Annotated in this window: 18 protein-coding genes; 8 read left to right on the top strand and 10 right to left on the bottom strand. The window is 35.6% G+C overall.

Annotation, left to right across the window (positions count from 1 at the left end):
- Positions 1-5: 5 nt before the first annotated feature.
- Together ACHRV5_RS20390 and ACHRV5_RS20385 are read right to left on the bottom strand one after the other, a co-directional pair.
- Positions 6-3,281 (bottom strand): SusC/RagA family TonB-linked outer membrane protein, encoded by a 3,276-nt coding sequence (locus ACHRV5_RS20390; protein ID WP_395427973.1) that lies wholly within the window; start codon positions 3,279-3,281, stop codon positions 6-8.
- A 910-nt stretch (positions 3,282-4,191) separates the two neighbouring features.
- On the bottom strand, positions 4,192-4,920 hold the full coding sequence (locus ACHRV5_RS20385; protein WP_395427972.1) for a hypothetical protein: 729 nt from the start codon (positions 4,918-4,920) through the stop codon (positions 4,192-4,194).
- A 332-nt stretch (positions 4,921-5,252) separates the two neighbouring features.
- Between ACHRV5_RS20385 and lysS the strand changes: the two genes are divergently transcribed.
- Positions 5,253-6,956 carry a lysine--tRNA ligase gene (gene lysS / locus ACHRV5_RS20380; RefSeq protein WP_047777948.1) on the top strand — a complete coding sequence of 568 codons (1,704 nt, stop codon included), beginning with the start codon at positions 5,253-5,255 and terminating at the stop codon, positions 6,954-6,956.
- Between the two features lie 91 nt (positions 6,957-7,047).
- Here the strand turns inward: lysS and ACHRV5_RS20375 are convergent, their stop codons facing one another.
- Both ACHRV5_RS20375 and ACHRV5_RS20370 read right to left on the bottom strand, forming a co-directional pair.
- The gene (locus tag ACHRV5_RS20375; protein ID WP_395427971.1) at positions 7,048-7,650 is read right to left on the bottom strand and encodes a hypothetical protein; all 603 of its coding nucleotides are present in this window, start codon (positions 7,648-7,650) and stop codon (positions 7,048-7,050) included.
- Positions 7,651-7,703: 53 nt separating this feature from the next.
- Positions 7,704-8,723 carry a 2-hydroxyacid dehydrogenase gene (locus tag ACHRV5_RS20370; protein WP_395427970.1) on the bottom strand — a complete coding sequence of 340 codons (1,020 nt, stop codon included), beginning with the start codon at positions 8,721-8,723 and terminating at the stop codon, positions 7,704-7,706.
- A 195-nt stretch (positions 8,724-8,918) separates the two neighbouring features.
- Between ACHRV5_RS20370 and ACHRV5_RS20365 the strand changes: the two genes are divergently transcribed.
- On the top strand, positions 8,919-9,353 hold the full coding sequence (locus tag ACHRV5_RS20365) for a hypothetical protein (protein ID WP_047777954.1): 435 nt from the start codon (positions 8,919-8,921) through the stop codon (positions 9,351-9,353).
- Between the two features lie 48 nt (positions 9,354-9,401).
- Here the strand turns inward: ACHRV5_RS20365 and ACHRV5_RS20360 are convergent, their stop codons facing one another.
- The 5 genes from ACHRV5_RS20360 to ACHRV5_RS20340 all read right to left on the bottom strand — a co-directional run bounded on the left by ACHRV5_RS20360 (position 9,402) and on the right by ACHRV5_RS20340 (position 15,563).
- Positions 9,402-11,876: a zinc-dependent metalloprotease gene (locus tag ACHRV5_RS20360; RefSeq protein WP_395427969.1), complete on the bottom strand. Its 2,475-nt coding sequence runs from the start codon at positions 11,874-11,876 to the stop codon at positions 9,402-9,404.
- A 181-nt stretch (positions 11,877-12,057) separates the two neighbouring features.
- A complete protein-coding gene (hemL, locus tag ACHRV5_RS20355; RefSeq protein ID WP_395427968.1) occupies positions 12,058-13,344 on the bottom strand; it encodes a glutamate-1-semialdehyde 2,1-aminomutase in 1,287 nt (428 codons plus the stop codon).
- A gap of 85 nt (positions 13,345-13,429) precedes the next feature.
- Positions 13,430-14,329 (bottom strand): glucosaminidase domain-containing protein, encoded by a 900-nt coding sequence (locus ACHRV5_RS20350; protein WP_395427967.1) that lies wholly within the window; start codon positions 14,327-14,329, stop codon positions 13,430-13,432.
- Positions 14,322-15,218, bottom strand: coding sequence for a 1-aminocyclopropane-1-carboxylate deaminase/D-cysteine desulfhydrase (locus ACHRV5_RS20345; RefSeq protein WP_395427966.1), 897 nt, complete (start codon positions 15,216-15,218; stop codon positions 14,322-14,324). The genes ACHRV5_RS20350 and ACHRV5_RS20345 overlap by 8 nt, the downstream gene beginning before the upstream one ends.
- 3 nt (positions 15,219-15,221) lie before the next feature.
- Positions 15,222-15,563, bottom strand: a complete 342-nt coding sequence (locus tag ACHRV5_RS20340) for a hypothetical protein (RefSeq protein WP_395427965.1) — start codon at positions 15,561-15,563, stop codon at positions 15,222-15,224.
- 111 nt (positions 15,564-15,674) lie between these two features.
- Here ACHRV5_RS20340 and ACHRV5_RS20335 point away from each other — a divergent pair, with 111 nt between their 5' ends.
- The 6 genes from ACHRV5_RS20335 (at position 15,675) to ACHRV5_RS20310 (ending at position 22,938) form a co-directional block, all read left to right on the top strand.
- Positions 15,675-15,857, top strand: a complete 183-nt coding sequence (locus ACHRV5_RS20335) for a DUF5522 domain-containing protein (RefSeq protein ID WP_082210652.1) — start codon at positions 15,675-15,677, stop codon at positions 15,855-15,857.
- Positions 15,858-16,129: 272 nt separating this feature from the next.
- Complete coding sequence (locus tag ACHRV5_RS20330) at positions 16,130-18,106, top strand: urocanate hydratase (RefSeq protein ID WP_395427964.1); 1,977 nt, start codon at positions 16,130-16,132, stop codon at positions 18,104-18,106.
- A 46-nt stretch (positions 18,107-18,152) separates the two neighbouring features.
- Complete coding sequence (locus ACHRV5_RS20325; RefSeq protein WP_230004714.1) at positions 18,153-18,698, top strand: DUF4136 domain-containing protein; 546 nt, start codon at positions 18,153-18,155, stop codon at positions 18,696-18,698.
- 518 nt (positions 18,699-19,216) lie between these two features.
- Entirely contained in the window at positions 19,217-20,461 is a 1,245-nt protein-coding gene (gene ilvA, locus ACHRV5_RS20320; protein WP_047777968.1) for a threonine ammonia-lyase IlvA, read from the top strand.
- Positions 20,462-20,542: 81 nt separating this feature from the next.
- A complete protein-coding gene (locus tag ACHRV5_RS20315) occupies positions 20,543-20,935 on the top strand; it encodes a group III truncated hemoglobin (protein ID WP_047778025.1) in 393 nt (130 codons plus the stop codon).
- 245 nt (positions 20,936-21,180) lie between these two features.
- The gene (locus tag ACHRV5_RS20310; RefSeq protein WP_395427963.1) at positions 21,181-22,938 is read left to right on the top strand and encodes an aromatic amino acid hydroxylase; all 1,758 of its coding nucleotides are present in this window, start codon (positions 21,181-21,183) and stop codon (positions 22,936-22,938) included.
- Between the two features lie 163 nt (positions 22,939-23,101).
- Here ACHRV5_RS20310 and ACHRV5_RS20305 read toward each other — a convergent pair whose 3' ends face one another.
- Positions 23,102-23,731, bottom strand: a complete 630-nt coding sequence (locus ACHRV5_RS20305) for a DUF4230 domain-containing protein (protein WP_230004712.1) — start codon at positions 23,729-23,731, stop codon at positions 23,102-23,104.
- Between the last annotated feature and the right edge of the window lie 457 nt (positions 23,732-24,188).

Raw genomic sequence — 24,188 nt, 5'->3', positions numbered from 1 at the left:
TATGGTTAAAAAGTTAAATTAATTCCAAAAATTACAGATTTTGTATTGGGATAAATACGATTATTATTAAATCCCATTTCAAGAATATTGTCTGTTTCTGCTTCAGAATTAAAACCTCTGTATTTCGTAATGTTTATGAGATTATTACCCGAAAGGTAAATTCTTGCCCTTGTTAAACCAATCTTTTTTAGGGCTGTCTTAGGTAAATTGTAAGCTATTTGTATGTCTCGAAGTCTTATATAATCTGCATTTGCAAAAGTGTTACTTGATCCTCTTGCTGCTTGTCTGTTTGACGAAAAATTTCCCGTGTTGGGTTGGCCCAAAAAACCGTTCGGATTATTAACAGGATGATACCTGTTCTTAAAATAATAGGTACTTGGCATCGAAAAACCTTCACCGGATTCCAAAAACACAGCCGTCTCTTTAGCGAGTTTTTTTCTGCCCTGAATTCCGTTGATAGAGAAGCTTAATTCAAAATCTTTATAAGCAAAAGAAGAATTAAAACCATAGGTAATCTTAGGAGCATAACTTCCAAAGCCTTTTTTATCTTTGTTGTCAATAATTCCATCGTTATTACTATCTTCCATAATGTAGTCCCCTGTTAGAGTACCTGGTATATGGGGTGTTGCTGCAATTTGTTCATTTGTTTTATAGACTCCCAAAATATTATATCCATAAAGTTCTGCAATAGGGCCTCCGACTTTTGTTCTGTAAGATCCTTGATAACCTGTTATTATTTCATTCTGATTATTACCCAATTTTAATACTTCGCTTTTATTGGTTGTAATATTTCCTCCAAAATTCCATTTTACTTGCCCCAGATTAATTCCATTTCCTTCAAATGAAATTTCAATACCCGAATTTTTTAATTCTCCGGTATTTTGAGTAGAAGTTGTAAACCCTGATTGCTGCGGTACTGGCACATTTAGAAGTAAATCACTGGTAATAGATCTATAAAAATCAGCCGTGAAATTAAACTTTCTATAAATAGTTAGATCCAGTCCCAGATTGGTTGACGCTCTGTTTTCCCATGATAAATCCGGATTAGGGGAACTGGTAGTTGTAAATCCGGGACTTAAATCATTTCCGTATACATAATTTTGAGAATTTACTAACGCAATAGACCCATAAGACCCAATTTGATTATTTCCCGTTTTCCCCCAACTGGCGCGTATTTTAGCAAAATTAAAAATCGTCGTTTCAGGGAAAAAAGTTTCTTTACTTACTATCCAACCTGCTGCTATCGAAGGGAAAAGACCCCATTTTGAATTAGAGCCAAAACGAGAAGAACCATCACGTCTTAAAGTCCCTGTGAGTTGATACTTTTGTTTATAAAAATACTGAGCACGGCCAAGATAGGAGATCAACACCCATGCCTCTTTTGAGCTGGAAACTTTATAAGCACTGGCTCCGGCAATATTTGGGAGATTATCATCTGAGATCCCTGTACCGGTAATATCTGATGAGGTTCCTTCTTCTCTTTGGTACGTGTATCCTGCCAATAGTTCTATTTGATGCTCTCCAAAATTTTTAGTATAATTTAATGTATTCTCGGTGATAATATTTTTTGCAATTGAAACCGTTTCAGAAGCTATAGGCGCCTTGGGAGCGGACATTCGATAATATCCTACTGAGGATGGACTATAGAATTGTTTTAAAGGATTTCTGTAATCTCCACCAAATAATGTTTTAAATTGCAGTCCATCACTAATATCATAGGTAACAAAAGCATTTCCGAACAGCCTGAAATAACGCTCCGCATTTGAGTTTAGCTTTATGATCGCAACCGGATTTTCTGCCAAAGCACCGTCTTGAGGAGCATTTGCGGCAAGTTGGTCACCAATAGCTAAGGAACCATCTTTAGTATAAGGGCTAAAAAACGGATAGGAAACAATAAGTGAGAGAACAGGATTGGTGTTAAATCCATCATCCTGATCGTACTTATTCTGAACCGAATAAGAAGGGTTCAAGCTAATACCAAATTTAAATTTATCGGATAGTTCCGTATTAAACCGAATCGAAGAAGTATAACGTTCATAATCTGTTTCGATAACGATTCCTTGTTGTTTGAAATAATTTGTAGAAATGTAGTAATTTGATTTTTCATTTCCTCCGGAAATTCCGAGCGAATAATTCTTCATAAGTGCATCTCTAAAAACTTCATTCATCCAATTGGTGTTTGCTAGTCCTGATAATCCGGGGTTTTTCAGGTAATTAAGTCTAAGCTCACGCTTGCCAGCTCCCTTTGCTATTCTTGTGGCTTCGTCATCACTTTCACTGCGGGTGGTTGGTTTTTTAGAGACATATCCCCAATCCCGGGCTTCATTAAAAAATTGAGCCGCCTGATTTGCATTTACTAATTCTACTCTGGATGCCTGTCTCTGGATACCGGTATAATAATCTAATGATATTGTTGGAGCCCCTTTTTTTCCTTTTTTTGTAGAAACCAGAATAACTCCATTTGCCCCCCTTGAGCCATAAATAGCGGCAGAAGCAGCATCCTTTAGCACATTTATAGATTCAATATCATAAGAATTTATACTGTTTAATGTTGTTCCCTCAGAAAGAGGAACACCGTCTACAACAATAAGAGGATTAGAGCCTGCAGTTAATGTGCCTGTACCGCGAATAATTATCTTTGAAGAGGATCCCGGTTGTCCTGATGTTTCATTCACTTGAACTCCTGCCATTTTTCCACTTAATTGTTGTGCAAAATTGGCTCCTGCGACCTTATTCAGTTCATCTGTTTTTATTTGAACCGAAGCTCCCATTACCTTAGTTTTTGACTGTTTTCCATAACCAATAACTACTACTTCGTCCAGAACTTTAGAGTCTTCCTGAAGTATAATACTAACCGTGTTTTTGTCTGATACTGTAATTGATGTGGTGATATAACTTATACAGGAAATCTCGAGTATATCCCCTATTGAAGCTTCTATATCAAATTTACCTTCGGAATCAGAAATTGTGGTTTTACTGGTTTCCTTATTTTTTATAGTTGCGCCGGCAATAAATAGCCCTTTACTATCTGTAATTATTCCTGTAATTTTCTCCTTAATCTGATCAATAGGTTGATTTACTACATCAATCGAAATCCTTCTTTTTGTATCAAAATCATCTGATTCAAAAACAAAAGAGTGCTCACTTTTCTCTTTCAGAATCCCTTCGGTTTCTTTAATACTTATACCACTATAATTCAAACATATAACTCGAGAATAACACGTTAAATTTAGAAAATACAGTGCCATGGTCAACAATGTGACCTTTATTTTGTTATTCATAAAATTGGTTTTTATATTAATTTTTGGATATCTAATCCTGAAGAAGAGATAATTTTTACTTTTATATCTTGTTTCAGAATTTTCTGACTAGACGGTTCAAAGTATAGAACTCGAAAATGCGGCTATTTTTTGATTTTTTATTTTGATTTTTTTTTTAAATACTGCTCCTTTTTTCTCCATAGTTTTTATTTTTAAAATACACTTTCTGTATTTCGAATTAAAACTACATCAATTTATGTATCGCCCTTAATTTGCTTTATTACTGTATACCATAAAACTATAATCGATCATTAGCTTATTGTTATTTGTTAAGACAACATGTCATTTCCAAATAATAATAAGCCGCGTGAGTACCTAATTTCTGCAATATTCCTATTGTTACAACAAAAAAATAGCGCTAAGCAGTTGTCATCAGAAGCTGTTCTTTTCTGCCTTTCTCCTCCTATCCAACCACTCCATTTAAAAACGATTTTGGCTAAACCATCTTCAACCGAGGTATTTTTTACTTTCTGCAAAAAATATATAATTAGTATAAAATCGAATAGGGTCTATGAAAGAAAATGAACTCCATTGTGAAAAAGTTTGTGCTTATCCTATTGCAATGCTGAACACTACTAAATAGTACAGAATAAAGAAAACATTTCATAGAAGTTGGAAATGCTTTCACTAGATTTTCCGGACGCTTCAGTTCGCCGGAACATGGAAGAAAAAATATTGCGGTATAACGCGCCAGAAGTATACTTAACATCTAAGAGAAAAGCTGGATTTTACTTACATAAAAGAATGTAATTAAGAAACAAATTTCTACCACATTATCAAATCCTTAAAATTTAAATGAGTGAAATATCTTTGTGTTCTTAAAAATTTCAGACTGTTCTAAAATAATTATATCTTATAGGTTAGGTTAACCTTATTGCTCTAAAATCACTTCCAGATTGGAAGTTTCCGGATTTTGAAGACAATCTGAAAGCTGCAAAACCAGTTTTAGTGACTTTTTATCAGAGCTGACAATTGCCTTTTCATTAGAAACCGTTTTTATTTTCCGGGGAAAATGATACTCCAGATTATAGGTTTGTACTAATTTAAAACCAGAAGTTTTCTTTTTAAATTTCTCAATTTCTTCCTGTTTTTTCTTTAGTTCTTCCGGATTTGTAATTTTTATAACTCTTTTAAAAGTGATACCATCAAAAGTAAAACTGACATGGTAATAATGTTCCTCAGCACTTAAAGCATAATTATGTTTCAAATCATCGGCATATTCTGTTGTTTTATGTAAGTCCGGAATAGCTTCTACTTTGCTAAAATGATACGTAAATGTATTTTTGACTTCTTTCTCAAAGGAACTTTCCTTGAGATGCACTTTGACCTCTTTGTACTGATTAAAAACAGCTTTTTCAGCTGCAGGAAGTTTTGCAAAATTCTCCGCATATTTTGTGATGTATTCCTGAAAAACATAAGTGGTATCCCGGAATCTTTCTTCTCTTGAATAATTCTCACCAGTCAATTGCATATAACTGTGTTCGTCACGAGTTGCTACGGTTTCGATCGTACCGCTTCCGTCTGAGTTCAGGTTTATCGTTTCGGTAATTTGACAGCTTGTAAGGAGAATTATGGTCAAAAGGGCTAGTAGTTTTTTCATTTATTTTTTTAGAGATGCTAAGGTACTGAGTGGCTAAGATACTGAGATTTTTAGTTGATTTACTTCGAAATATTTTATGTTTTAAATTTTCACAATCTTCTTGTAGAAATGCTCGAAAGGCTTCTGAAAATGAAATTTCTGGTTTAGCCCCGATAGCAGCGGCATCCTTTTTCCGGTTTCTTTAACCGGGAAAAGATATAGCGAATAGCGGGACAAATGGTGCTGAAAAACCGTTTTTTTGTGCTCCTGAAAAAACTGGAATTATTTTCAAATTTTGAAATTGTCATTTTTTCAAAATTGACTATCTTTGCCCACTTAAAAAACAGTATATAATGGCCTTATCTGAACAAGAAATCATCCGAAGAGAGAAACTTCAAAACTTACGCAACTTAGGAATCAATCCTTATCCTGCTAATCTTTTTCCTGTAAATCATACTTCAAAGCAAATAAAGGAGTCGTTTGAAGAAGGTAAGAAGGTGATCGTTGCCGGACGTTTGATGAGTGTGAGAGATCAGGGGAAAGCTTGTTTTGCTGAATTGCAGGATAGCGAAGGACGTATACAATTGTACGTAAATCGTGATGTTTTGTGTGAAGGCGATGATAAAACTTTGTACAATACGGTTTTTAAAAAATTGACCGATTTAGGAGATTTTATTGGTATTGAAGGGGAATTGTTTACGACTAAAGTGGGTGCACAATGTATTCGTGTTGACGGTTTTACTTTTTTGAGTAAAACGTTACGCCCGCTTCCTTTACCAAAAGTGGACGAAGATGGAAATGTACACGATGCTTTTAACGATGCTGAATTGCGTTACAGAATGCGTTATGTAGATTTAACGGTAAACCAAAACGTAAAAGAAACTTTTATAAAACGTACGAAATTGTTTAACGCAATGCGTGACTTTTTTAATGGTGCGGGTTATCTTGAGGTTGAAACTCCGGTTTTACAACCTATTGCAGGTGGTGCTGCGGCGCGTCCGTTTATTACGCACCACAATTCGCTTGACATTCCGCTTTACATGCGTATTGCCAACGAATTGTATTTAAAAAGATTGATTGTTGGTGGTTTTGAAGGTGTTTATGAGTTTTCTAAAAACTTCCGTAACGAAGGAATGGACAGAACGCATAACCCGGAATTTACCGCTATGGAAATATATGTAGCTTACAAAGACTACAACTGGATGATGAACTTTGCCGAAGACCTTCTGGAGCATTGTGCTGTTGCCGTTAATGGTAGTTCTGATGTGGTTTTTGGAGAACACACCATTAATTTTAAGGCTCCATATGCGCGTGTAACCATGACGGATTCGATCAAACATTTTACCGGTTTTGATATCTCAGGCAAATCGGAAGAGGAGCTTTACGAAGCTGCTAAAGGAATGGGAATTGACGTTGATAAAACAATGGGGAAAGGAAAATTGATTGATGAGATTTTTGGAGCAAAATGTGAAGGAAATTACATTCAGCCAACTTTCATTACGGATTACCCTAAAGAAATGTCTCCACTTTGTAAAGAACACCGCGATAATCCTGAGTTAACAGAGCGTTTTGAGTTAATGATTTGTGGTAAAGAAGTAGCTAATGCTTATTCTGAATTGAACGATCCAATTGACCAAAGAGAGCGTTTTGAAGATCAAATGCGCTTGTCTGAAAAAGGGGATGACGAAGCAAACGGAATTATCGATGAGGATTTCTTAAGAGCTCTTGAGTATGGTATGCCTCCAACTTCAGGTATGGGGATTGGAATGGACCGTTTGATGATGTACCTGACTAATAATGTGTCTATTCAGGAGGTTTTATTGTTCCCGCAAATGCGTCCGGAGAAAAAACAAATTGCTATTGAATTGACTGACGAAGAAAAATTTATCATCGATCTTTTGAAAGGAAACGAAAATAAAGTTGAGTTAACACAGTTAAAAATAAAAGCTAATCTAAGCGGTAAAAAATGGGATTCTGCAATGAAAGGTTTATCTAAACATGGTTTGACTAAAGTTGCCGTTGAAGGTGATTTTAAAATGGTTGAATTGGTGGAATAATTTTTTATCTGATTTAAATATAAATTTAAACCCGACAGGTTTTTAAAACCTGTCGGGTTTAATTATTTTATGTATATATTTTTTTAAGTTTCTAAAAAGAATACTTCTCCAATTTCCCTGACTGAATATCCAGAATTTTCGGAGAATTTTCAGGTGTTTTTCCTTTCCAAACTTCCTGAACAGAAGGATTAGAAGGATATTTTCCGTTTTTCATTTTCACAAGATGAACAGCACTCCCACTATTAACAATAAGATCCTGAAATTTTTCTGAAGAAGTTGCTGCTGTAAGAATAGGAAAATCAGTTACCGTAAAAGAATTTAGCACACTTCCGTCATTGTTCAGAATATAACCGGAACAACCTCCGCTTCCGCAAAAGTAGGGGTTGGAAAAGCCAACAAAATATTCGTTTTTCTTATCATTATTTAAATCGAAAGCTTCGTAATAAAAGAATCGATCGTCTTTTGCCATGGCTTTAAGATCATCTTTTAATAAAATTAGAAGTTGCTTTCTGATCATTTCAACCGCTTTATCATCTTTATCAGGAACATCTCCTACATCCGCAGAACCCGTAGCAGTCTTTGTTAAGGTATCTTCTGCAATTGTTTTAACGATATTTTCCTTTGCCGGTTTTTCTTTATTCTGGCAAGAATACAGGACCAAAATTGCACAGGCCATTAAAATTTTATTTCTCATATCTCTATTTTAAATTTATAACATTCTAATTAAAATCAATTAACAACTCGGTTTTAAACCAGCAAAGCCGCTTTGTTTTTAATATCATTTTCAAGCAATAATGACTTAATATTATCAAAAGTAACTAAAGCAATCTGAGTTAATGCTTCGTTGGTAAAAAAGGCCTGATGCGCAGTAACCAGAACATTCGGAAAGCTCATTAACCGCTGAATGGCATCGTCCTGAATAATGTCGGCAGAAAGATCTCTGAAAAACAACTTTTCTTCCTGCTCGTAAACATCGATCCCTAAATAACCTATTTTACCCTCTTTTAAACCCTCAATAACACTGGCTGTTTCTATTAATCCTCCCCTACTGGTATTGATGATCATCACATGGTTTTTCATCAAAGCAATTGCGTTTTTATTGATCAGGTGTTTCGTTTGTTCATTTAACGGACAATGCAGTGAAATAATATCACTCTCTTTAAAAATAGTTTTTAAATCGGTAAAAACAATACCGTCTTTTTCCATTTCCGGATCCGTTACAATATCATAGGCAACTACTTTACATCCGAATCCTAAGGCAATTTTAGCGAATGCTTTTCCAATATTTCCCGTTCCTATAATTCCGATTGTTTTTCCGAACAAATCGAAGCCTAACAATCCGTTTAAGGAAAAATTCTGCTCCCTAACCCTATTATAAGCTTTGTGAGTTTTTCTGTTTAATGTCAAAATCATTGCCATGGCATGTTCTGCAACTGCTTGCGGCGAATAAGCGGGAACGCGACAAACCTTAAGATTGTATTTTTTTGCCGCTTCTAAGTCAACGTTATTAAAACCGGCACAACGCAGAGCAATAATTTTCACATTCTTTTCTGCCAATTGTTTGATAACGGCTTCATTGACAATATCATTCACAAAAACACAAACGATAGCGCACTCCTGAATTAAAGTTGCCGTTTGCGGATTGAGTTGGGTTTCGAAAAAATCCAATTCAAAACCAAACTCATTGTATTTATTAAAGAACGTTTTATCGTAAGGCTGCGTCGAAAAGAAAGCTACTTTATTTTCGCTCAAAGATCCTAAATCCATATACTTATCTGTTATTTATTCGCATTTATAAATTTCTTAAATTTAACGATTAATTCCGAATTTTCTTAAAAACAGAAAAGACGCTTTTATAAAACAATGAAGCCTAAGCTGTTAAATAATCCATAATTATTGACACGCCATTAAACCTAATAAATTTTATAAAGTCTAATTGCTATAACCTTTAAAAAACAAATTATGAAAAAATTACTTATCGCAGCTTTGCTATTCGTTGGAATGGTAAGTTTTGCTCAAGACGCAGATCAAACTTCTAAGCCACAAAGAGAGAAGTTGACACCGGAACAACGCAATGACAAACAATTAAAAAAACTAACATCGGAACTGAATCTGGATGCCAGCCAACAAACTCAGGTAAAACAACTTTTAGCTGACAGAAGTGCCAAAGCACAAAGTTTTAAAGAAGCACGTCAGGCGAAAAAAGACAGTAATATGAAACCAACGGCAGAGGAAAAAGCAGCTTTCAGAAAACAAATGACGGATGAAGTCGAAGCCAATGATGCCAAAATGAAATCGATCTTAAAAGCAGACCAATACACCAAATGGAAAGCAATTCAGGAAGACAACAAGGAAAAATTCAAAGAAAAAAGAAAAGAAAGAAGAGAGAATCCATAACAAAAAAAAAAGAGGCCTAAAAGCCTCTTTTTTCGTTAGTATCCTATTTTATTTCGGATTAAGTATCAAATCTATTCTTTTGATACAATCTTCATAATGGTATTTTGTTTCCGTATTCACAGCTGTTGCTTTTGCTACTGAAAGTGTTTTTCTTAAAGCACTCAATTCACCACGAACCAAAGCTCTAACATCAGACTGAGACACATTATAGTAAGTCGCAGATCGATCCGTTGGTTTAATTTCTTCGGTCATCAAAAACCCCATTCGGTCAATAAAAGCACGTTGTAAATTTCTTCTGTAAATCGTTACATTAGCTGCTGTACCTGCTTCTTTCCAAATTCCTTTACGAATATCTTTAAACAAATCTAATGCTTTGTAAGTATCAGCTCCCAAAATTTCGTTATCCATTAGCCTTCCGATACGTCCTAAACTAAGCAGACTGTTCAATTGTCTCACTTGTATCCCTCTGAATCTTTCTGTATAACCTGCGAAATCTGTATTTTTTAACGTCGTTACATTTACAATCCATGTTGGAGAAGCAAAAGCATTAGTCTGAAGCCAATTCATCGCCTCTATTTGTTTTGCTTTTGGAACTACCTCGTACACATTTCCGGATTGATTTGGGTTTTTAGTATTCTCATAAACACCTCCAACATTCGTAACCACGTGACCTACATAACGGCTCCAAACGTCTAATAATTCTTTATACAATTCATCTAAATCGTCATAGTTGTTGGTAACATTACTCGTCCATTCATTTAAATGAGCTGCTACATACTCCAAATTTTTAAGTCCGTATGAACTTGCTTTCATTGAATTATTACCCACATCTTCTGTTTGTGAAGTCGGGTCAAATGAACTGCTTTGTTTCCCGTATTTATAAATTGGATTTCCTGCTTTTTCCACAATCCACTTATCTAATGTCGGTAATTCGTCTTGTGTTGTTTTTGCATTCGGAATTACTCTGTATCCCCAATTTAAGGCATAATGATCGTAAGCACCCATTTTACGAATAAAACGTATATTTTTATCACCTGGTTGCGCGATATAGTTGTAACGGGCATAATCCATTATACTTGCTGCGATACCATTTTCCTGTGTAAAATCTCCATTTCTGTAGCTTTCTGTATCATAAGCACAACTTGCTCCCATATTATGAGGAAAACCTAATGCATGACCTACTTCGTGTGCAATAACCATTCGCATCATTTCTCCCATTTCCTCATCACTTGTTTGCAATGTTCTTGCCGATGGGTTTGCAGCTCCTGTTTCAAGCAAATATCTGTTTCTGTACGAACGCAAATGATTGTGGTACCAGATAACATCACTCTCTATAATTTCTCCTGTTCTAGGGTCTGAAACGCTTGGACCTACTGCATTTCTGGTTGTGCTTGCCACATAACGAATTACAGAATAGCGAACATCTTCGGGGCTGAAATCAGGATCCTCCTCTTTTGTTGGAGCATCTTTGGCAATAATAGCATTTTTAAACCCGGCAGTTTCAAACGGTTTTTGCCATTCTTCAATTCCTTGTTTAATATACTTTCTAAGTTTTACCGGAGTTGCCGGATCTAAGTAATATACAATTGGTTTTACAGGTTCAACCAATTCTCCTCTTGCATACGCTTCAGGGTCTTTAGGTTCCATTCTCCAACGACGGATGTAAGTTTTAAGATCTGATTTTAATTCATTACTTCCATAATCGTATTGGCTCATTGTGAACCATCCTACTCTTGGATCTGCTAACCTCGGCTTCATAGGAACTTCCGGCAACAAAATCATAGATTGATTCATCTGAACACTAATCGATTCTGTTTCTTCCAGCATTGACGGCTTAGAAGCATTATAAGTCATGTCCTGAACCACCTCGATATTCATTGGAAAACTTTTCATCGTATTCACAAAACTTCTCGATTCGTCCAAACCTTTTACTTTGTAAACCTCTCTCATTTCCGGAGATATTCCGCTAATCGCTTTTACGTCTGTACTGTAAAATTTAGTAACATCCACAACGACATTAGCCGAATCTTTACTGAAAGAAACGATATCAAAAGCAAATAATGTAGGGTTGTAATTGTTTGCCTTAACCGAAATACTGATCGGCAAGCTGTCGTTTGCAACTGAATTATAAGACTTTGATTTGATTAAAATCTTATCCTGAAAACGTTGCCAAACCACTAGTTGTTCGTTTGTTTCTGAACCTGCATTTACATAACCTCCACCCAAATTAGAAGGCAACTTAGACAATCTGCTCACCAGAAGCATGTCTTTATTCAAATATTTATTCGGAATTTCGAAGTAGTATTTTTTATCTACTTTATGTACTGTAAAGAGCCCTTCATCTGAAACGGCATCTTTAGTAATGACTTTACTGTACTCTTTAATAGTTGATTCCGGCTTTTTTTCCGGTGGAGCAACTGCAGCTTCGCCCTTCTTAGATTTCTCTTTTTTAGATTGTGCAAATTGGCTTACAGGAAACAGTAAAAAAACTGTAGTCGCAGCGAAAATGTAAAATTTCTTCATTAATGGTAAATTTAATAGTGATTTGATAAACAAAAATAATTTTTGATGCTAATATTTAAGGATTTATATTTAATTTAACTTTTAATTAACTGTTAAAAATTAAAATACGGCCCATAAAAAAAGCCTGACTTTAGTTTAAAAAGTCAGGCTCAATTGTATATTTCATCTCTAATACTTTGGTTTAGAACGTCTTTGAAACCTTATCAATTGCGTTAATTGTAAAATCTAAATCCTCGTAGCTTAAAGCATCTGTAATAAACCAGGTTTCATAAGCAGATGGTGCGATATAAACACCCTCCTGCAATAATCCATGGAAGAACTTTTTGAAAGTTTCGTTATCTCCTTTTGCAGCCGTTTGAAAATCGGTTACCGGATTTGCATCAAAATGCACCGAAATCATCGAACCTACTCTGTTGATCGTAAATACAACATTATTCGCTTTTAAAACCTTATCAATTCCTGCTTCCAAATAGGCCGTTTTTTCTTCCAAACGATCAAAGATAGCACGATCATTATTTAAGGATTGTAACATTGCTAATCCTGCAGCCATCGCCAAAGGATTCCCTGACAATGTTCCTGCCTGATAAACCGGACCAAGTGGCGCTAAGTAATTCATAATTTCTTCACGTGCAGCGAAAGCCCCAACCGGTAAACCTCCACCAATTACTTTTCCGAAAGTTACAATATCAGCATTAACATTAAACAATTCCTGAACACCACCACGAGCCAAACGGAAACCCGTCATAACCTCATCAAAAATCAATAGAATTCCGTTTGCGGTACATAGTTCTCTTAAGCCTTGCAGAAAACCTTCATGAGGAGGAATACAACCCATATTTCCGGCAACAGGCTCGATAATAATAGCCGCAATTTCGTTTTTATTCGCTTCGATTAAAGTTTTTACATTCTCTAAATCATTGTATTTTGCCAACAAAGTATCTTTTGCAGTTCCTTCTGTAACCCCCGGGCTATTTGGAGATCCGAAAGTTACAGCACCACTTCCTGCCTGAATCAAAAACGAATCAGAATGCCCGTGGTAACAACCTGCAAATTTTATAATTTTATCTCTTTTTGTAAAACCACGAGCCAAACGAATCGCACTCATACATGCCTCTGTTCCTGAGTTTACAAAACGAATTTTATCAATATTCGGAACCATAGAAACGGCCAAAGCAGCGATTTCTGTTTCCAATTCCGTTGGCATTCCAAATGAAGTTCCCAACTTTGCTTTTTCGATTACGGCATCCACAACAGGCTGATAGGCATGACCTAAAATCATTGGCCCCCATGAATTAATGTAATCAATTAATTTATTTCCGTCTTCATCATACAAATAAGCACCTTTAGCACTTTTTACAAAAATTGGAGTCCCTCCAACGGCTTTAAAAGCTCGTACTGGTGAATTTACTCCTCCGGGAATTACTTTTTCTGCTTCAGCAAAAAGCTGACTACTTCTTTTATAAATCATATTTTAGATTTCTGAATTTAGATTTTAGATTTTTTTAATGTTTCCAACCCAACTGAAAACGGAGACTGAGACTGAGACTAAAAAACTACCTAACTCTCAACTTCTGCCCAATAGAAAGCGCATTATCAGTAAGATTATTTTTCTGCTTCAAATCCTCCACCATTAAATTGAATTTTTTGGAAATCGAATACAAAGTATCTCCTTTTTGTACTTCATATAACGAAGGATCATTGGAATTGGAATTAGAGTTGGGACTAGAACTTGTATTGGTAGAAGAAGTTCTCACCGGAGCCGATTTATTATAAGGCGTATAGACTTTTCCGGTAACCTGACAATCGTATTGATGCAGATTGTAACGCTCGATATAACTAATTAATTTATCGGGATAGTTAGGATCTGTGGCATAACCTGCTGCCCGTAATCCTTTTGCCCAGGCTTTATAATCGTCTTTTTCGTAAGTAAATAAGGTAGCATATCTATTTTTTCCAACCAAAAATAAAGCATGATCCCGGTACGATTCTGAAGCTTCTGTATATTTCCTGAAACATTCCTGAGCCGAATCATCGTCATGACGAACACTATCTCCCACCCAATCTTTATGGCATTTTATTCCGAAATGATTATTAGCTTCCAAAGCCAAATCGCCTCTTCCTGCACCCGATTCTAAAATTCCTTGTGCCAGAATAATACTGGCAGGAATACCATATTTCTGCATATTACCTACTGCAATATCCTTGTATTGCAACACATAATTATTGATTAGATCACTGGTAACAACGGTTTTTGAAGTAGACTGAATAACTTCGCTTGTATTATTTTTAGAAGGATTTTTGGCTACTGGTTTAGAATTAGCCGTTTTTCTTGTCGAAGCGGTTCTGGGTTTCTGAATTGCTGCTGCTTTTTTAGTTGTTGCAATAGCAGGTTTGCTGGAAGAACAGCTTGCCAACGCTGCAATCAGGAAGAGTATTATTATTTTCTTAAACATTCGTTTTTAGTATTGGTAATTTTTTCTGCTTCAACTTTAAATTCATTCCATCAATTCCCTGTAGTCCTCCGGTGTGAATGAGTAAAATTTTTGAATGCGCAGGAAAATAGTTTTTATGGATCATATCTATAACGCCAAAAACCATCTTTCCTGTATAAACCGGATCTAAAGGCACTTTATTTTCTTCAAAAAAAGCATTAATAAATTCAACTAATTCCAAATTTATCTTGCCATATCCTCCAAAATGATAGTCAGAAATCAAGCTCCAGTTCTCATTTTTGACAAAAATACGAATTTCATCCATTAAAAAATCACCTTTTAACGCTGGAAACCCTAAAATTTTCTGATTTGGAAAGGCACTATTTATCAATCCCGAAATTGTTCCACCTGTTCCAACGGCACAACAAACGTAATTAAAATCGGCATCTTCGGCGGTTAAAATCTCTTCACAGCCCTTTACAGCCAATTCATTTGTACCCCCTTCGGGCACCAGATAGAAGTCGCCAAATTGCTGTTTTAAATTTTCTAAGAAAGAAATTTCATTCTTAAGCCGGTAATCTTCTCTGGAAACAAATTCAAATTGCATTCCGTTTTCCTGAGCAAATCTTAAAGTTGGATTTCCATCTATTTTATCCAAAAGTTCTTCCCCACGAATCACTCCGATTGTTTTAAAACCCTGCTCTTTTCCGGCATAAGCAACCGCAGCAATATGATTGGAAAAAGCACCGCCAAAAGTCAATACTGTTTCTTGATTTTCGGCTTTTGCCTGAAGTAAATTGCATTTTAATTTTCTAAATTTATTTCCGGAAACAAACGGATGGAGTAAGTCTTCGCGTTTTATCGTCAAAGAAATATGATTGGGAAGATCGATATGAATTTGTTGGTTCAAAATCTATTTTTGTTTTAAAGTTAAGTAGTTCCAAAATTGAAAAAAGGAACGGGTTTTTAAATAATTCAAGTCGGTTTCGTTAGCATAGGCTTCTCTTTCAAAACTAATATTCCGATAAGCCTTTTCTGCATTTTTGTATTGAATTAAGCGTACCAAATATTCTAAAAAATACCAGACAAAAAAAGGGATAACAAGCATTTCTAATTGCTGTCGCAAATGAATTTTTTCATGATTTAAAAAAACCTTGTTTCCTTTATCCAAATTATATTTAACAATAACGAATGGAAATACAGCCATGCCGCGATATCCATTCGGAATTAAATATTTAGCAACAATCAGAAACATTAGCTGTAAAATTTATAAATTTGTAAAGGCAAAATTGTTTGTTTTCATTAAAACCATAATCAAAATAGGGCTTTAATAAAAAACAAATAAACATTGCATCTAAACAGGATTATGAAAGAGCAAAGTAATGAAAATAAATTAATCGAGGGTGAAGATTTTTATTATACACCCGAAGGTTACAAATGCTTTACCGAAAAACACCATCTAAAACGTGGTTATTGTTGTAAAAGCGGATGCCGCCATTGTCCCTACGGATATGACAAGCGAACAGGTGAAATTAAAAAAATGAGGTAATGTGACAATTAGAAAATGTGTCAATTAGACAATTTGATAATTAAAAATCAGCAATCTAAAATCTAAAATCAACAATCTAAAATAATTACATGGATATTCTCTTGCGGAAATTTAGGATTAAGATCCACAAATCCTATCACAGGTCGGATATTCGTTATCCCTAGCTTTTTTTTAATTTAAAATATGTAAATTAAAAAATTGAGAGCTGTTTATTAGTCTTCATTAGGACTTTAGCAACTCCGAATCTTAGCAACTTAGAACCTCAAAAAACAATGACTTTTCAAGAACAAATACAACAAGGAATTCCTTCTATATTACCCTCAAAAAAAGAATACGATTTAGCGATTAACCATGCGCCAAAACGAAAAGAAATTCTTTCTGTTGAAGAAAAAAAACTGGCTTTAAAGAACGCTTTACGTTATTTTGATCCAAAACACCACGCGGAATTAATTCCTGAATTCTCGGAAGAATTAGAAACATACGGTCGTATTTATATGTATCGTCTGCGTCCGGATTACAGAATGTACGCCCGACCTATCGACGAGTATCCGGGAAAATCAGTACAGGCAAAAGCGATTATGCACATGATTCAGAACAATCTGGATTATGCTGTGGCGCAGCATCCGCATGAGTTAATTACGTATGGCGGTAACGGAGCTGTTTTTCAGAACTGGGCGCAATATTTGTTGACTATGCAGTACTTGTCTGAAATGACAGACGAACAAACTTTAACAATGTATTCAGGACATCCGATGGGTTTATTCCCTTCGCATACTGAAGCACCAAGAGTGGTGGTTACAAACGGAATGGTAATTCCGAATTACTCAAAACCTGACGATTGGGAGAAAATGAATGCCTTGGGTGTTTCACAATACGGACAAATGACGGCCGGAAGTTATATGTACATTGGCCCACAGGGAATTGTACACGGAACTACCATTACCGTTTTAAATGGTTTTAGAAAAATAAAACAAAATCCGGAAGGCAATTTATTCGTAACATCGGGTCTTGGTGGTATGAGTGGCGCACAGCCAAAAGCAGGAAATATTGCAGGCTGTATTACCGTTTGTGCCGAAGTAAATCCTAAAATCACTAAAATCCGCCACGAACAAGGCTGGATTAATGAAATTGTAACTTCAACCGAAGAATTGGTAAAAAGGGTACATACGGCAAAAGCCAATAAAGAAGTGGTTTCTATTGCTTATTTAGGAAATGTGGTTGACGTTTGGGAGTGTTTCGACAAAGAAAACATCAAAATCGATTTGGGATCAGACCAAACTTCGCTTCATAATCCATGGGCCGGTGGTTATTATCCGGTTGGAATTTCATTTGAAGAAGCCAACGATATGATGGCTAATAATCCTGAATTGTTCAAAGAAAAAGTACAAGAAACATTACGCCGCCACGCAACAGCAATCAACAAACACACCGCAAAAGGAACTTACTTTTTTGATTACGGAAATGCTTTCTTATTAGAAGCTTCCCGCGCCGGTGCTGATGTAATGGCTGAAAACAACATCGATTTTAAATACCCGAGTTATGTTCAGGATATTATGGGACCAATGTGTTTTGATTATGGATTTGGCCCTTTCAGATGGGTTTGTACCTCTGGAAAACCGGAAGATTTACAAAAAACAGATACTATTGCTTCTGAGGTTTTAGAAGAAATGGCTAAAACAGCTCCAAATGAAATTCAGCAACAAATGCAGGATAATATCAAATGGATTAAAGGGGCGCAGGAAAACAAATTAGTGGTAGGTTCACAGGCTCGTATTCTATATGCAGATGCTGAAGGGCGTATTAAAATTGCAGAAGCATTTAATCAGGCAATTGCCAGAGGTGAAATTGGTACTGTCGTTTTAGGACGTGATCATCATGACGTTTCAGGAACCGATTCTCCGTACCGTGAGACTTCAAATATCTACGACGGTTCTCGCTTTACAGCTGATATGGCCATTCAGAATGTGATCGGAGACAGCTTCAGAGGGGCAACCTGGGTTTCTATTCACAATGGAGGTGGAGTTGGCTGGGGAGAGGTCATAAATGGTGGGTTTGGTATGGTTCTTGATGGTTCTAAAGAGGCTTCAAAACGTTTAGCATCAATGCTTTTTTGGGATGTTAACAACGGAATCTCAAGACGAAGCTGGGCTCGAAATGACGAGGCAATTTTTGCAATAAAAAGAGCCATGGAAGTTCAGCCTTTATTAAAAGTTACTTTACCTAATATTGTTGACGAAAGTCTGCTTTAATCTAGAGTTTCTTATTTTAAAATTAGAACATTAAAATTTTATAAATATGAAAACATTCAAATTAGTACCGATTTTTCTGCTTTTAATACTAACCTCATGCAGTACCGTTAGTGTTTATTCTGATTATGATAAAAACGTAGATTTCACGCCTTATAAAACGTATGCTTTTTTTAAGCCCGGAATTGATAAGGTTGAAATATCTGATTTGGATAAAAGACGTATACTACGTGCCATAGACGAGCAAATGTTAGCCAAAGGTTTTACTAAAAGCGACAATCCGGATGTATTAGTAAACATTTTTACTAAAGCAAGAGAACAGGTAAATGTAAATCAATTTAGTGCTGGCTGGGGTTACGGCTGGGGCTGGGGTTGGAATCCTTACATGATGTACGGAGGACAAACTACAGTTTCCACTTCTACAGAAGGTACTTTATACATTGATTTGATCGATGCCAAAAAGAAAGAAATGATCTGGCAAGGTGAAGGTATTGGTACACTGACTAAAAACGTGGACAAAAAAGACGAAAAAGTAACCGAGTTTGTTTCTAAAATTTTAGCTCAATATCCTCCGGTTAAAAAAGTAAATAAATAATAAATACAATTTTATGAAGCCTCCCAAATCGGGAGGTTTTTTTTATTTTAAATAATTTAAATACAGCTAATTTTTGCCACAGATTTCACAGATTCACACAGATTAAATCTTTCTAATCATTTTAATCTGTGGCAAAAAATAAAACAAAAAAAATGGATCTTTTTAATGAAGTGCTTACCGCTACCTGTTGGAACAGAATCCAGATTTACAACTAAAATTACAATTCAGTACACGCAGATAAAAAAATAATTAATACATTTGTTTTTCAGACAATTAAAAAATGACGAATTTAAATAACATTAGTATCGCTATTATTAACATTATTGCTATTCAGCGATAATGGCGAGGTGTTATATAAAGAAGTAAACAAATACAATTTTATGAAACCTCCCAAATCGGGAGGTTTTTTTATTTTAAATAATTTAAATACAGCTAATTTTTGCCACAGATTTCACAGATTCGCACAGATTAAATCTCTCTAATCATTTTAATCTGTGGCAAAAAATAAAACAAAAAACATGGACCTATTTAACGAAGTACTTGCCGCCAAAAAACAACTCGAAAATGTAGTTGCCGCTACCCCACTGACTCAAAACTTGAATCTTTCAGAAGAATTTAAAGCTACTATTTTATTAAAAAGAGAAGATTTACAAATTGTCCGGTCGTACAAAATCAGAGGGGCTTACAACAAAATTTCTTCGTTAAGCGATCCTGAAAAAGCAACAGGAATTGTATGTGCCAGTGCCGGAAATCATGCGCAGGGCGTTGCTTACTCCTGCAACTTACTCCATATAAAAGGCAAAATTTACATGCCCAAAACAACGCCAAAGCAAAAAGTAAAACAAGTACAATTATTCGGAAAATCGTTTGTTGAAATTGTTCTTATCGGCGATACTTTTGATGATGCTTACGCCTCTGCCACAGCTGATGCACTGGAAAACCACAAAACCTTCATCCATCCTTTTGATGATTTGAAAGTGATTGCGGGTCAGGGAACAGTGGGACTGGAAATTCTCGACCATTATAAAAAACCGATAGATTATGTCTTTGTACCCATTGGCGGTGGTGGATTGGCTTCCGGTTTATCCGAGGTTTTTAAACATTTGAGTCCTGATACCAAAATTATAGGCGTTGAACCTCAGGGAGCTCCATCAATGAAAAATTCAATTAAGGAAGATAAAAACACAGCATTAAAAACGATTGATAAATTTGTTGACGGAGCGGCCGTAAAACAAGTTGGTGATCTGACTTTTGAGATCTGTCGCAAAAATCTGGACGATATCATTCTGGTCCCGGAAGGAAAAGTCTGCACTACAATTTTAAGATTGTACAATGAAGAAGCTATGGTTGTAGAACCTGCAGGGGCTTTGACTATCGCAGCTTTAGATTTTTATAAAGACAAAATAAAAAACAAAAATGTAGTCTGTGTCGTGAGCGGAAGTAACAACGACATCGAAAGAACGGCAGAAATAAAGGAACGTTCTTTACTCTACGAAGGATTGATGCATTATTTCATGATTCAATTTCCGCAACGTCCCGGTGCTTTAAAAGAGTTTGTAAATAACATTCTTGGACCCGACGATGACATCACTTATTTCCAGTTTCACAAAAAAAACAACCGCGAAGTAGGGTCTGTTGTTGTTGGTTTAGAATTGAAAAACAAAAAAGATATCATGTCCATCAAATGGAATATGACTGCAAATGGCTTTGAATTTCAATATTTGAATGACAATCAGGATTTATTTACACAGTTGATTGGTTAAAAACAACGTTAAATGATAAATATCAGAAAGCAAACCCTTAGTTATATTGTATTTTTGCAGGCGAATTTTACTTTTATAAACATGGCAACTCAAGATATTTCAAGCTTAGGCGATATTAAACTTTTAGTAAATACTTTTTATGCGAAAGTGCAGGATGATGATTTAATTGGCCCTATTTTTAATCAAAAAATGTTAGGAAGATGGCCGGAGCATCTGGAAAAAATGTATTCCTTTTGGCAAACTATTTTATTGGAAGAACACACTTATTCCGGAAGTCCGTTTCCGCCACACAAGCAATTACCTATAGATCAAGCACATTTTGACCGTTGGATGGAGATTTTCACTACAACAGTCGATTTTTTATTTGCCGGAAAATTAGCCGAAGAGGCAAAAGTCCGTGCCGCCAATATGGCTTATATGTTCAATTATAAAATTGAATACTTCAGGAATTTAGAAGCACAGCAAAAAAATTAGATTTCAGCCAAACGAAACAAATTCACGAATTATAGTTTAGTAAAAGATTCGTGAATTTGTGGCTGATAAAAACTACAGGCACAGATTCTTCATTCCTTAAAAAGACCCAATTCTCTTCCCATCATGGTTGAGAGAACTTTCGAAAAAAAACAGCAATAAATAATTTTGTACAAAAAGTTGTAACGAATGCCAAAAAACGCACTGTAAATTCGTAATTTTACATTTCAAACTACAACGTTTTCGAAATGAACCCAACTATTGAAACAAATCCTTTATTAGAGCGATTGCCTAAACACTTAAAGCAATTTATTAAACCTCAAGACTATAGCGATTACACACCTATCAATCAGGCAGTTTGGCGTTATGTGATGCGTAAAAATGTAGATTATCTGTCTAAAGTTGCCCATCATTCGTATTTAGACGGACTAAGAAAAACTGGAATTGAAGTAGATTCTATTCCAAGTATGTACGGTATGAACCGTATTCTCACTGAAATTGGCTGGGCTGCCGTTGCGGTTGACGGATTCATTCCGCCTAACGCCTTTATGGAATTTCAAGCCTATAACGTTTTGGTTATTGCATCAGATATCAGACAATTAGAACATATCGAATATACTCCTGCACCGGATATTATTCACGAAGGTGCCGGCCACGCGCCTATTATTGCCAATCCGGAATACGCGGAATACCTGCGTCGTTTTGGAGAAATTGGCTGTAAAGCGATTTCTTCTCACAAAGATTATCAGATGTACGAAGCGATTCGATTACTTTCGATTTTGAAAGAAGCTGAAGATACTCCTCAGGACAAAATTGAAGAGGCGGAGAAAGCGGTTGCCGATTTACAAAACAATATGGGCGAATTATCTGAAATGGCCCAAATCAGAAACCTGCATTGGTGGACGGTTGAATATGGTTTGATTGGCACTGTCGAAAATCCAAAAATATATGGCGCCGGATTACTTTCTTCCATTGGAGAGAGTGCTTGGTGTATGACCGATAACGTAAAGAAAATTCCTTATGATATTTCGGCTGCCAATCAGAATTTTGATATTACACAATTGCAACCGCAGTTGTATGTAACCCCAAATTTCTCGTATTTAAGTTTGATTTTAGAGGAATTTGCCAATAAAATGGCTTTACGTACGGGAGGTCTTTCGGGAATCAATAAACTGATCCATTCGAATGCTTTAGGGACTATCGAATTGAGTACCGGTCTACAGATTTCGGGAGTATTTACCAAAGTGATTGAAGACGAAGGAAAACCGGTTTACATTCAGGCAACCGGAAAAACGGCTTTGTCTTACCGTGAAAAAGAATTAGTAGGCCACGGAACGCTAACCCATCCTGATGGATTTGGAAGCCCGATCGGAAAACTAAAAGGCTTCAATTTAGCCATTGAAGACATGAGTCCTAAAGATTTACAAGCCTATAGTATCGTTGAAAATGAAGCTGTAAGACTTGAATTTGAAGGCAATATTATTGTTGAGGGTGAAATCATCACCGGCTCCAGAAACCTGCACGGAGAGATTATTTTAATCAGTTTCAGAAATTGTACCGTAACTCATGGAGAGGAAGTTTTATTCCGTCCGGAATGGGGTAATTACGATATGGCAATTGGTAAAAAAGTGGTTTCGGCATTTTCAGGCCCAGCTGATGTAAATAGTTTTGACTTGATCAATAATGTTCCAAAAACGACCACTATTAAAGCCGTACATACTGACGAACGTGATGATTTAGAAGCACTATATCAAACAGTACGTACCATTAGAGAAAATAAAAATTCTAAAGCAGAACTAAAAACTGTATTTGAAAAACTAAAAGAAAACCATTCAAACGATTGGTTGCTTTCTGTTGAAATTGCAGAGCTTTTGAAAGATTCAGACGAAACACAGCTTTTACAGGAAGTATTAGTACACCTGGATCAGTTGAAAACAAAACGTGCTGAAGTAGCACATTTGATTTCGGGTGGTTTGGATTTGATTTTTGATAAGGAAGCTGTTTAGGTTTTTTGCCGCTAAGGCACAAAGGCACTAAGTTTTTTTACTGCGTGTTTTTACTGCGGTTTTTTAATCTCGCAAAGTCGCGAAATCGCAAAATTTTTTTTAATCATTTTAAATTGTGGCAAAATAAAAACTTTGCGGCTTTGAGCCTTTGCGGCGCTAACCGTTACAATTTCAAATCCTTATTAAAATCCTTATCCGATTCAATCGTTTTCCCATTGTACTGCAGTTTCCACCCCATTGAATTCGTCAAAATTAAAATCTTAGATAATTCACTAATCAATCTGTTTTGAGCATTGGTTTTTAAGGATGATTTTTCGATTTTCTTGGCCAGATTTGCCTTTACCGATTTATTGATTTTATTGTAATCGTCTCCTGTAAACGGATTCAATTTACTTTGTTCCACATCATAAAACTGAATGTCCGGATTGATTGTAATTTCTTCTTTTGGAATATTCAGGATCGTGATTGTTTTATTTTTTTCGTCGATATCGTATTTCATTTGATGTAAATCATACGCTACTGTAACATTGGCATTTACTACAATAAGTGCTTTTTTCTCAAAAGAAACCATATCCATCAAATACTTCTGCTGGTTTTTGTATGTGATGACTTCCGAGAAATGACCTTCGGTGACTACCAATTTCCCAACATTTAAAATTTGCTGCTGAATTAAATTGGTGTTATAACCGATTTCCGGGTCCTCCTCTTTTTTAAACCCACAATATTTAAAAGCCAAAATCACAATGACCACGATTACGGCTACAGCTAAAATTCTCTTTATTAAGTTTTGCATTCGATTAAATTAGTTAGACGAATTTACTTCTTTTTTTTAAGAAGTTTTCTGTTGCTATTTTTTTTGACACGAATTTCACTAATTTACACTAATCTCACTTTGCGCATAATAGTCAATTACACAAATTTTATTTGATAAATTCAATTAAAAAGACACCAACCTTCGCGGTAATTCGTGGCGAAAAAAGGTTTAACACGAATTGCACTAATTTGCACTAATTATTCTTTGTGTTTGCTCCTTCAATTTCACGAATTTTTAATTTGAAAAACACCATTTAAAAGACACCAACCTTCGCGGTAATTCGTGTAATTCGTGGCGAAAAAAGGTTTAACACGAATTACACTGATTTACACTAATTAATCTTTGTGTTTGCCCCTTCAATTTCACGAATTTTTAATTTGAGAAATACCATTTAAAAGACACCAACCTTCGTGTTAATTCGTGTAATTCGTGTTGA

This window comes from Flavobacterium sp. FlaQc-52 (genome assembly GCF_044007495.1).
Classification (GTDB): Bacteria; Bacteroidota; Bacteroidia; order Flavobacteriales; family Flavobacteriaceae; genus Flavobacterium; species Flavobacterium cupriresistens.
Note: the sequence above shows the minus strand (reverse complement) of the source record. Positions and strands in the feature narration are given on the sequence as shown.

What these genes read in the sequence shown, in the direction of transcription:
- ACHRV5_RS20390 (WP_395427973.1), bottom strand. Translation starts at nt 3,281, where the DNA reads ATGAATAACAAAATAAAGGTCACATTGTTGACCATGGCACTGTATTTT.
- ACHRV5_RS20385 (WP_395427972.1), bottom strand. Translation starts at nt 4,920, where the DNA reads ATGAAAAAACTACTAGCCCTTTTGACCATAATTCTCCTTACAAGCTGT.
- lysS (WP_047777948.1), top strand. Translation starts at nt 5,253, where the DNA reads ATGGCCTTATCTGAACAAGAAATCATCCGAAGAGAGAAACTTCAAAAC.
- ACHRV5_RS20375 (WP_395427971.1), bottom strand. Translation starts at nt 7,650, where the DNA reads ATGAGAAATAAAATTTTAATGGCCTGTGCAATTTTGGTCCTGTATTCT.
- ACHRV5_RS20370 (WP_395427970.1), bottom strand. Translation starts at nt 8,723, where the DNA reads ATGGATTTAGGATCTTTGAGCGAAAATAAAGTAGCTTTCTTTTCGACG.
- ACHRV5_RS20365 (WP_047777954.1), top strand. Translation starts at nt 8,919, where the DNA reads ATGAAAAAATTACTTATCGCAGCTTTGCTATTCGTTGGAATGGTAAGT.
- ACHRV5_RS20360 (WP_395427969.1), bottom strand. Translation starts at nt 11,876, where the DNA reads ATGAAGAAATTTTACATTTTCGCTGCGACTACAGTTTTTTTACTGTTT.
- hemL (WP_395427968.1), bottom strand. Translation starts at nt 13,344, where the DNA reads ATGATTTATAAAAGAAGTAGTCAGCTTTTTGCTGAAGCAGAAAAAGTA.
- ACHRV5_RS20350 (WP_395427967.1), bottom strand. Translation starts at nt 14,329, where the DNA reads ATGTTTAAGAAAATAATAATACTCTTCCTGATTGCAGCGTTGGCAAGC.
- ACHRV5_RS20340 (WP_395427965.1), bottom strand. Translation starts at nt 15,563, where the DNA reads ATGTTTCTGATTGTTGCTAAATATTTAATTCCGAATGGATATCGCGGC.
- ACHRV5_RS20335 (WP_082210652.1), top strand. Translation starts at nt 15,675, where the DNA reads ATGAAAGAGCAAAGTAATGAAAATAAATTAATCGAGGGTGAAGATTTT.
- ACHRV5_RS20330 (WP_395427964.1), top strand. Translation starts at nt 16,130, where the DNA reads ATGACTTTTCAAGAACAAATACAACAAGGAATTCCTTCTATATTACCC.
- ACHRV5_RS20325 (WP_230004714.1), top strand. Translation starts at nt 18,153, where the DNA reads ATGAAAACATTCAAATTAGTACCGATTTTTCTGCTTTTAATACTAACC.
- ilvA (WP_047777968.1), top strand. Translation starts at nt 19,217, where the DNA reads ATGGACCTATTTAACGAAGTACTTGCCGCCAAAAAACAACTCGAAAAT.
- ACHRV5_RS20315 (WP_047778025.1), top strand. Translation starts at nt 20,543, where the DNA reads ATGGCAACTCAAGATATTTCAAGCTTAGGCGATATTAAACTTTTAGTA.
- ACHRV5_RS20310 (WP_395427963.1), top strand. Translation starts at nt 21,181, where the DNA reads ATGAACCCAACTATTGAAACAAATCCTTTATTAGAGCGATTGCCTAAA.
- ACHRV5_RS20305 (WP_230004712.1), bottom strand. Translation starts at nt 23,731, where the DNA reads ATGCAAAACTTAATAAAGAGAATTTTAGCTGTAGCCGTAATCGTGGTC.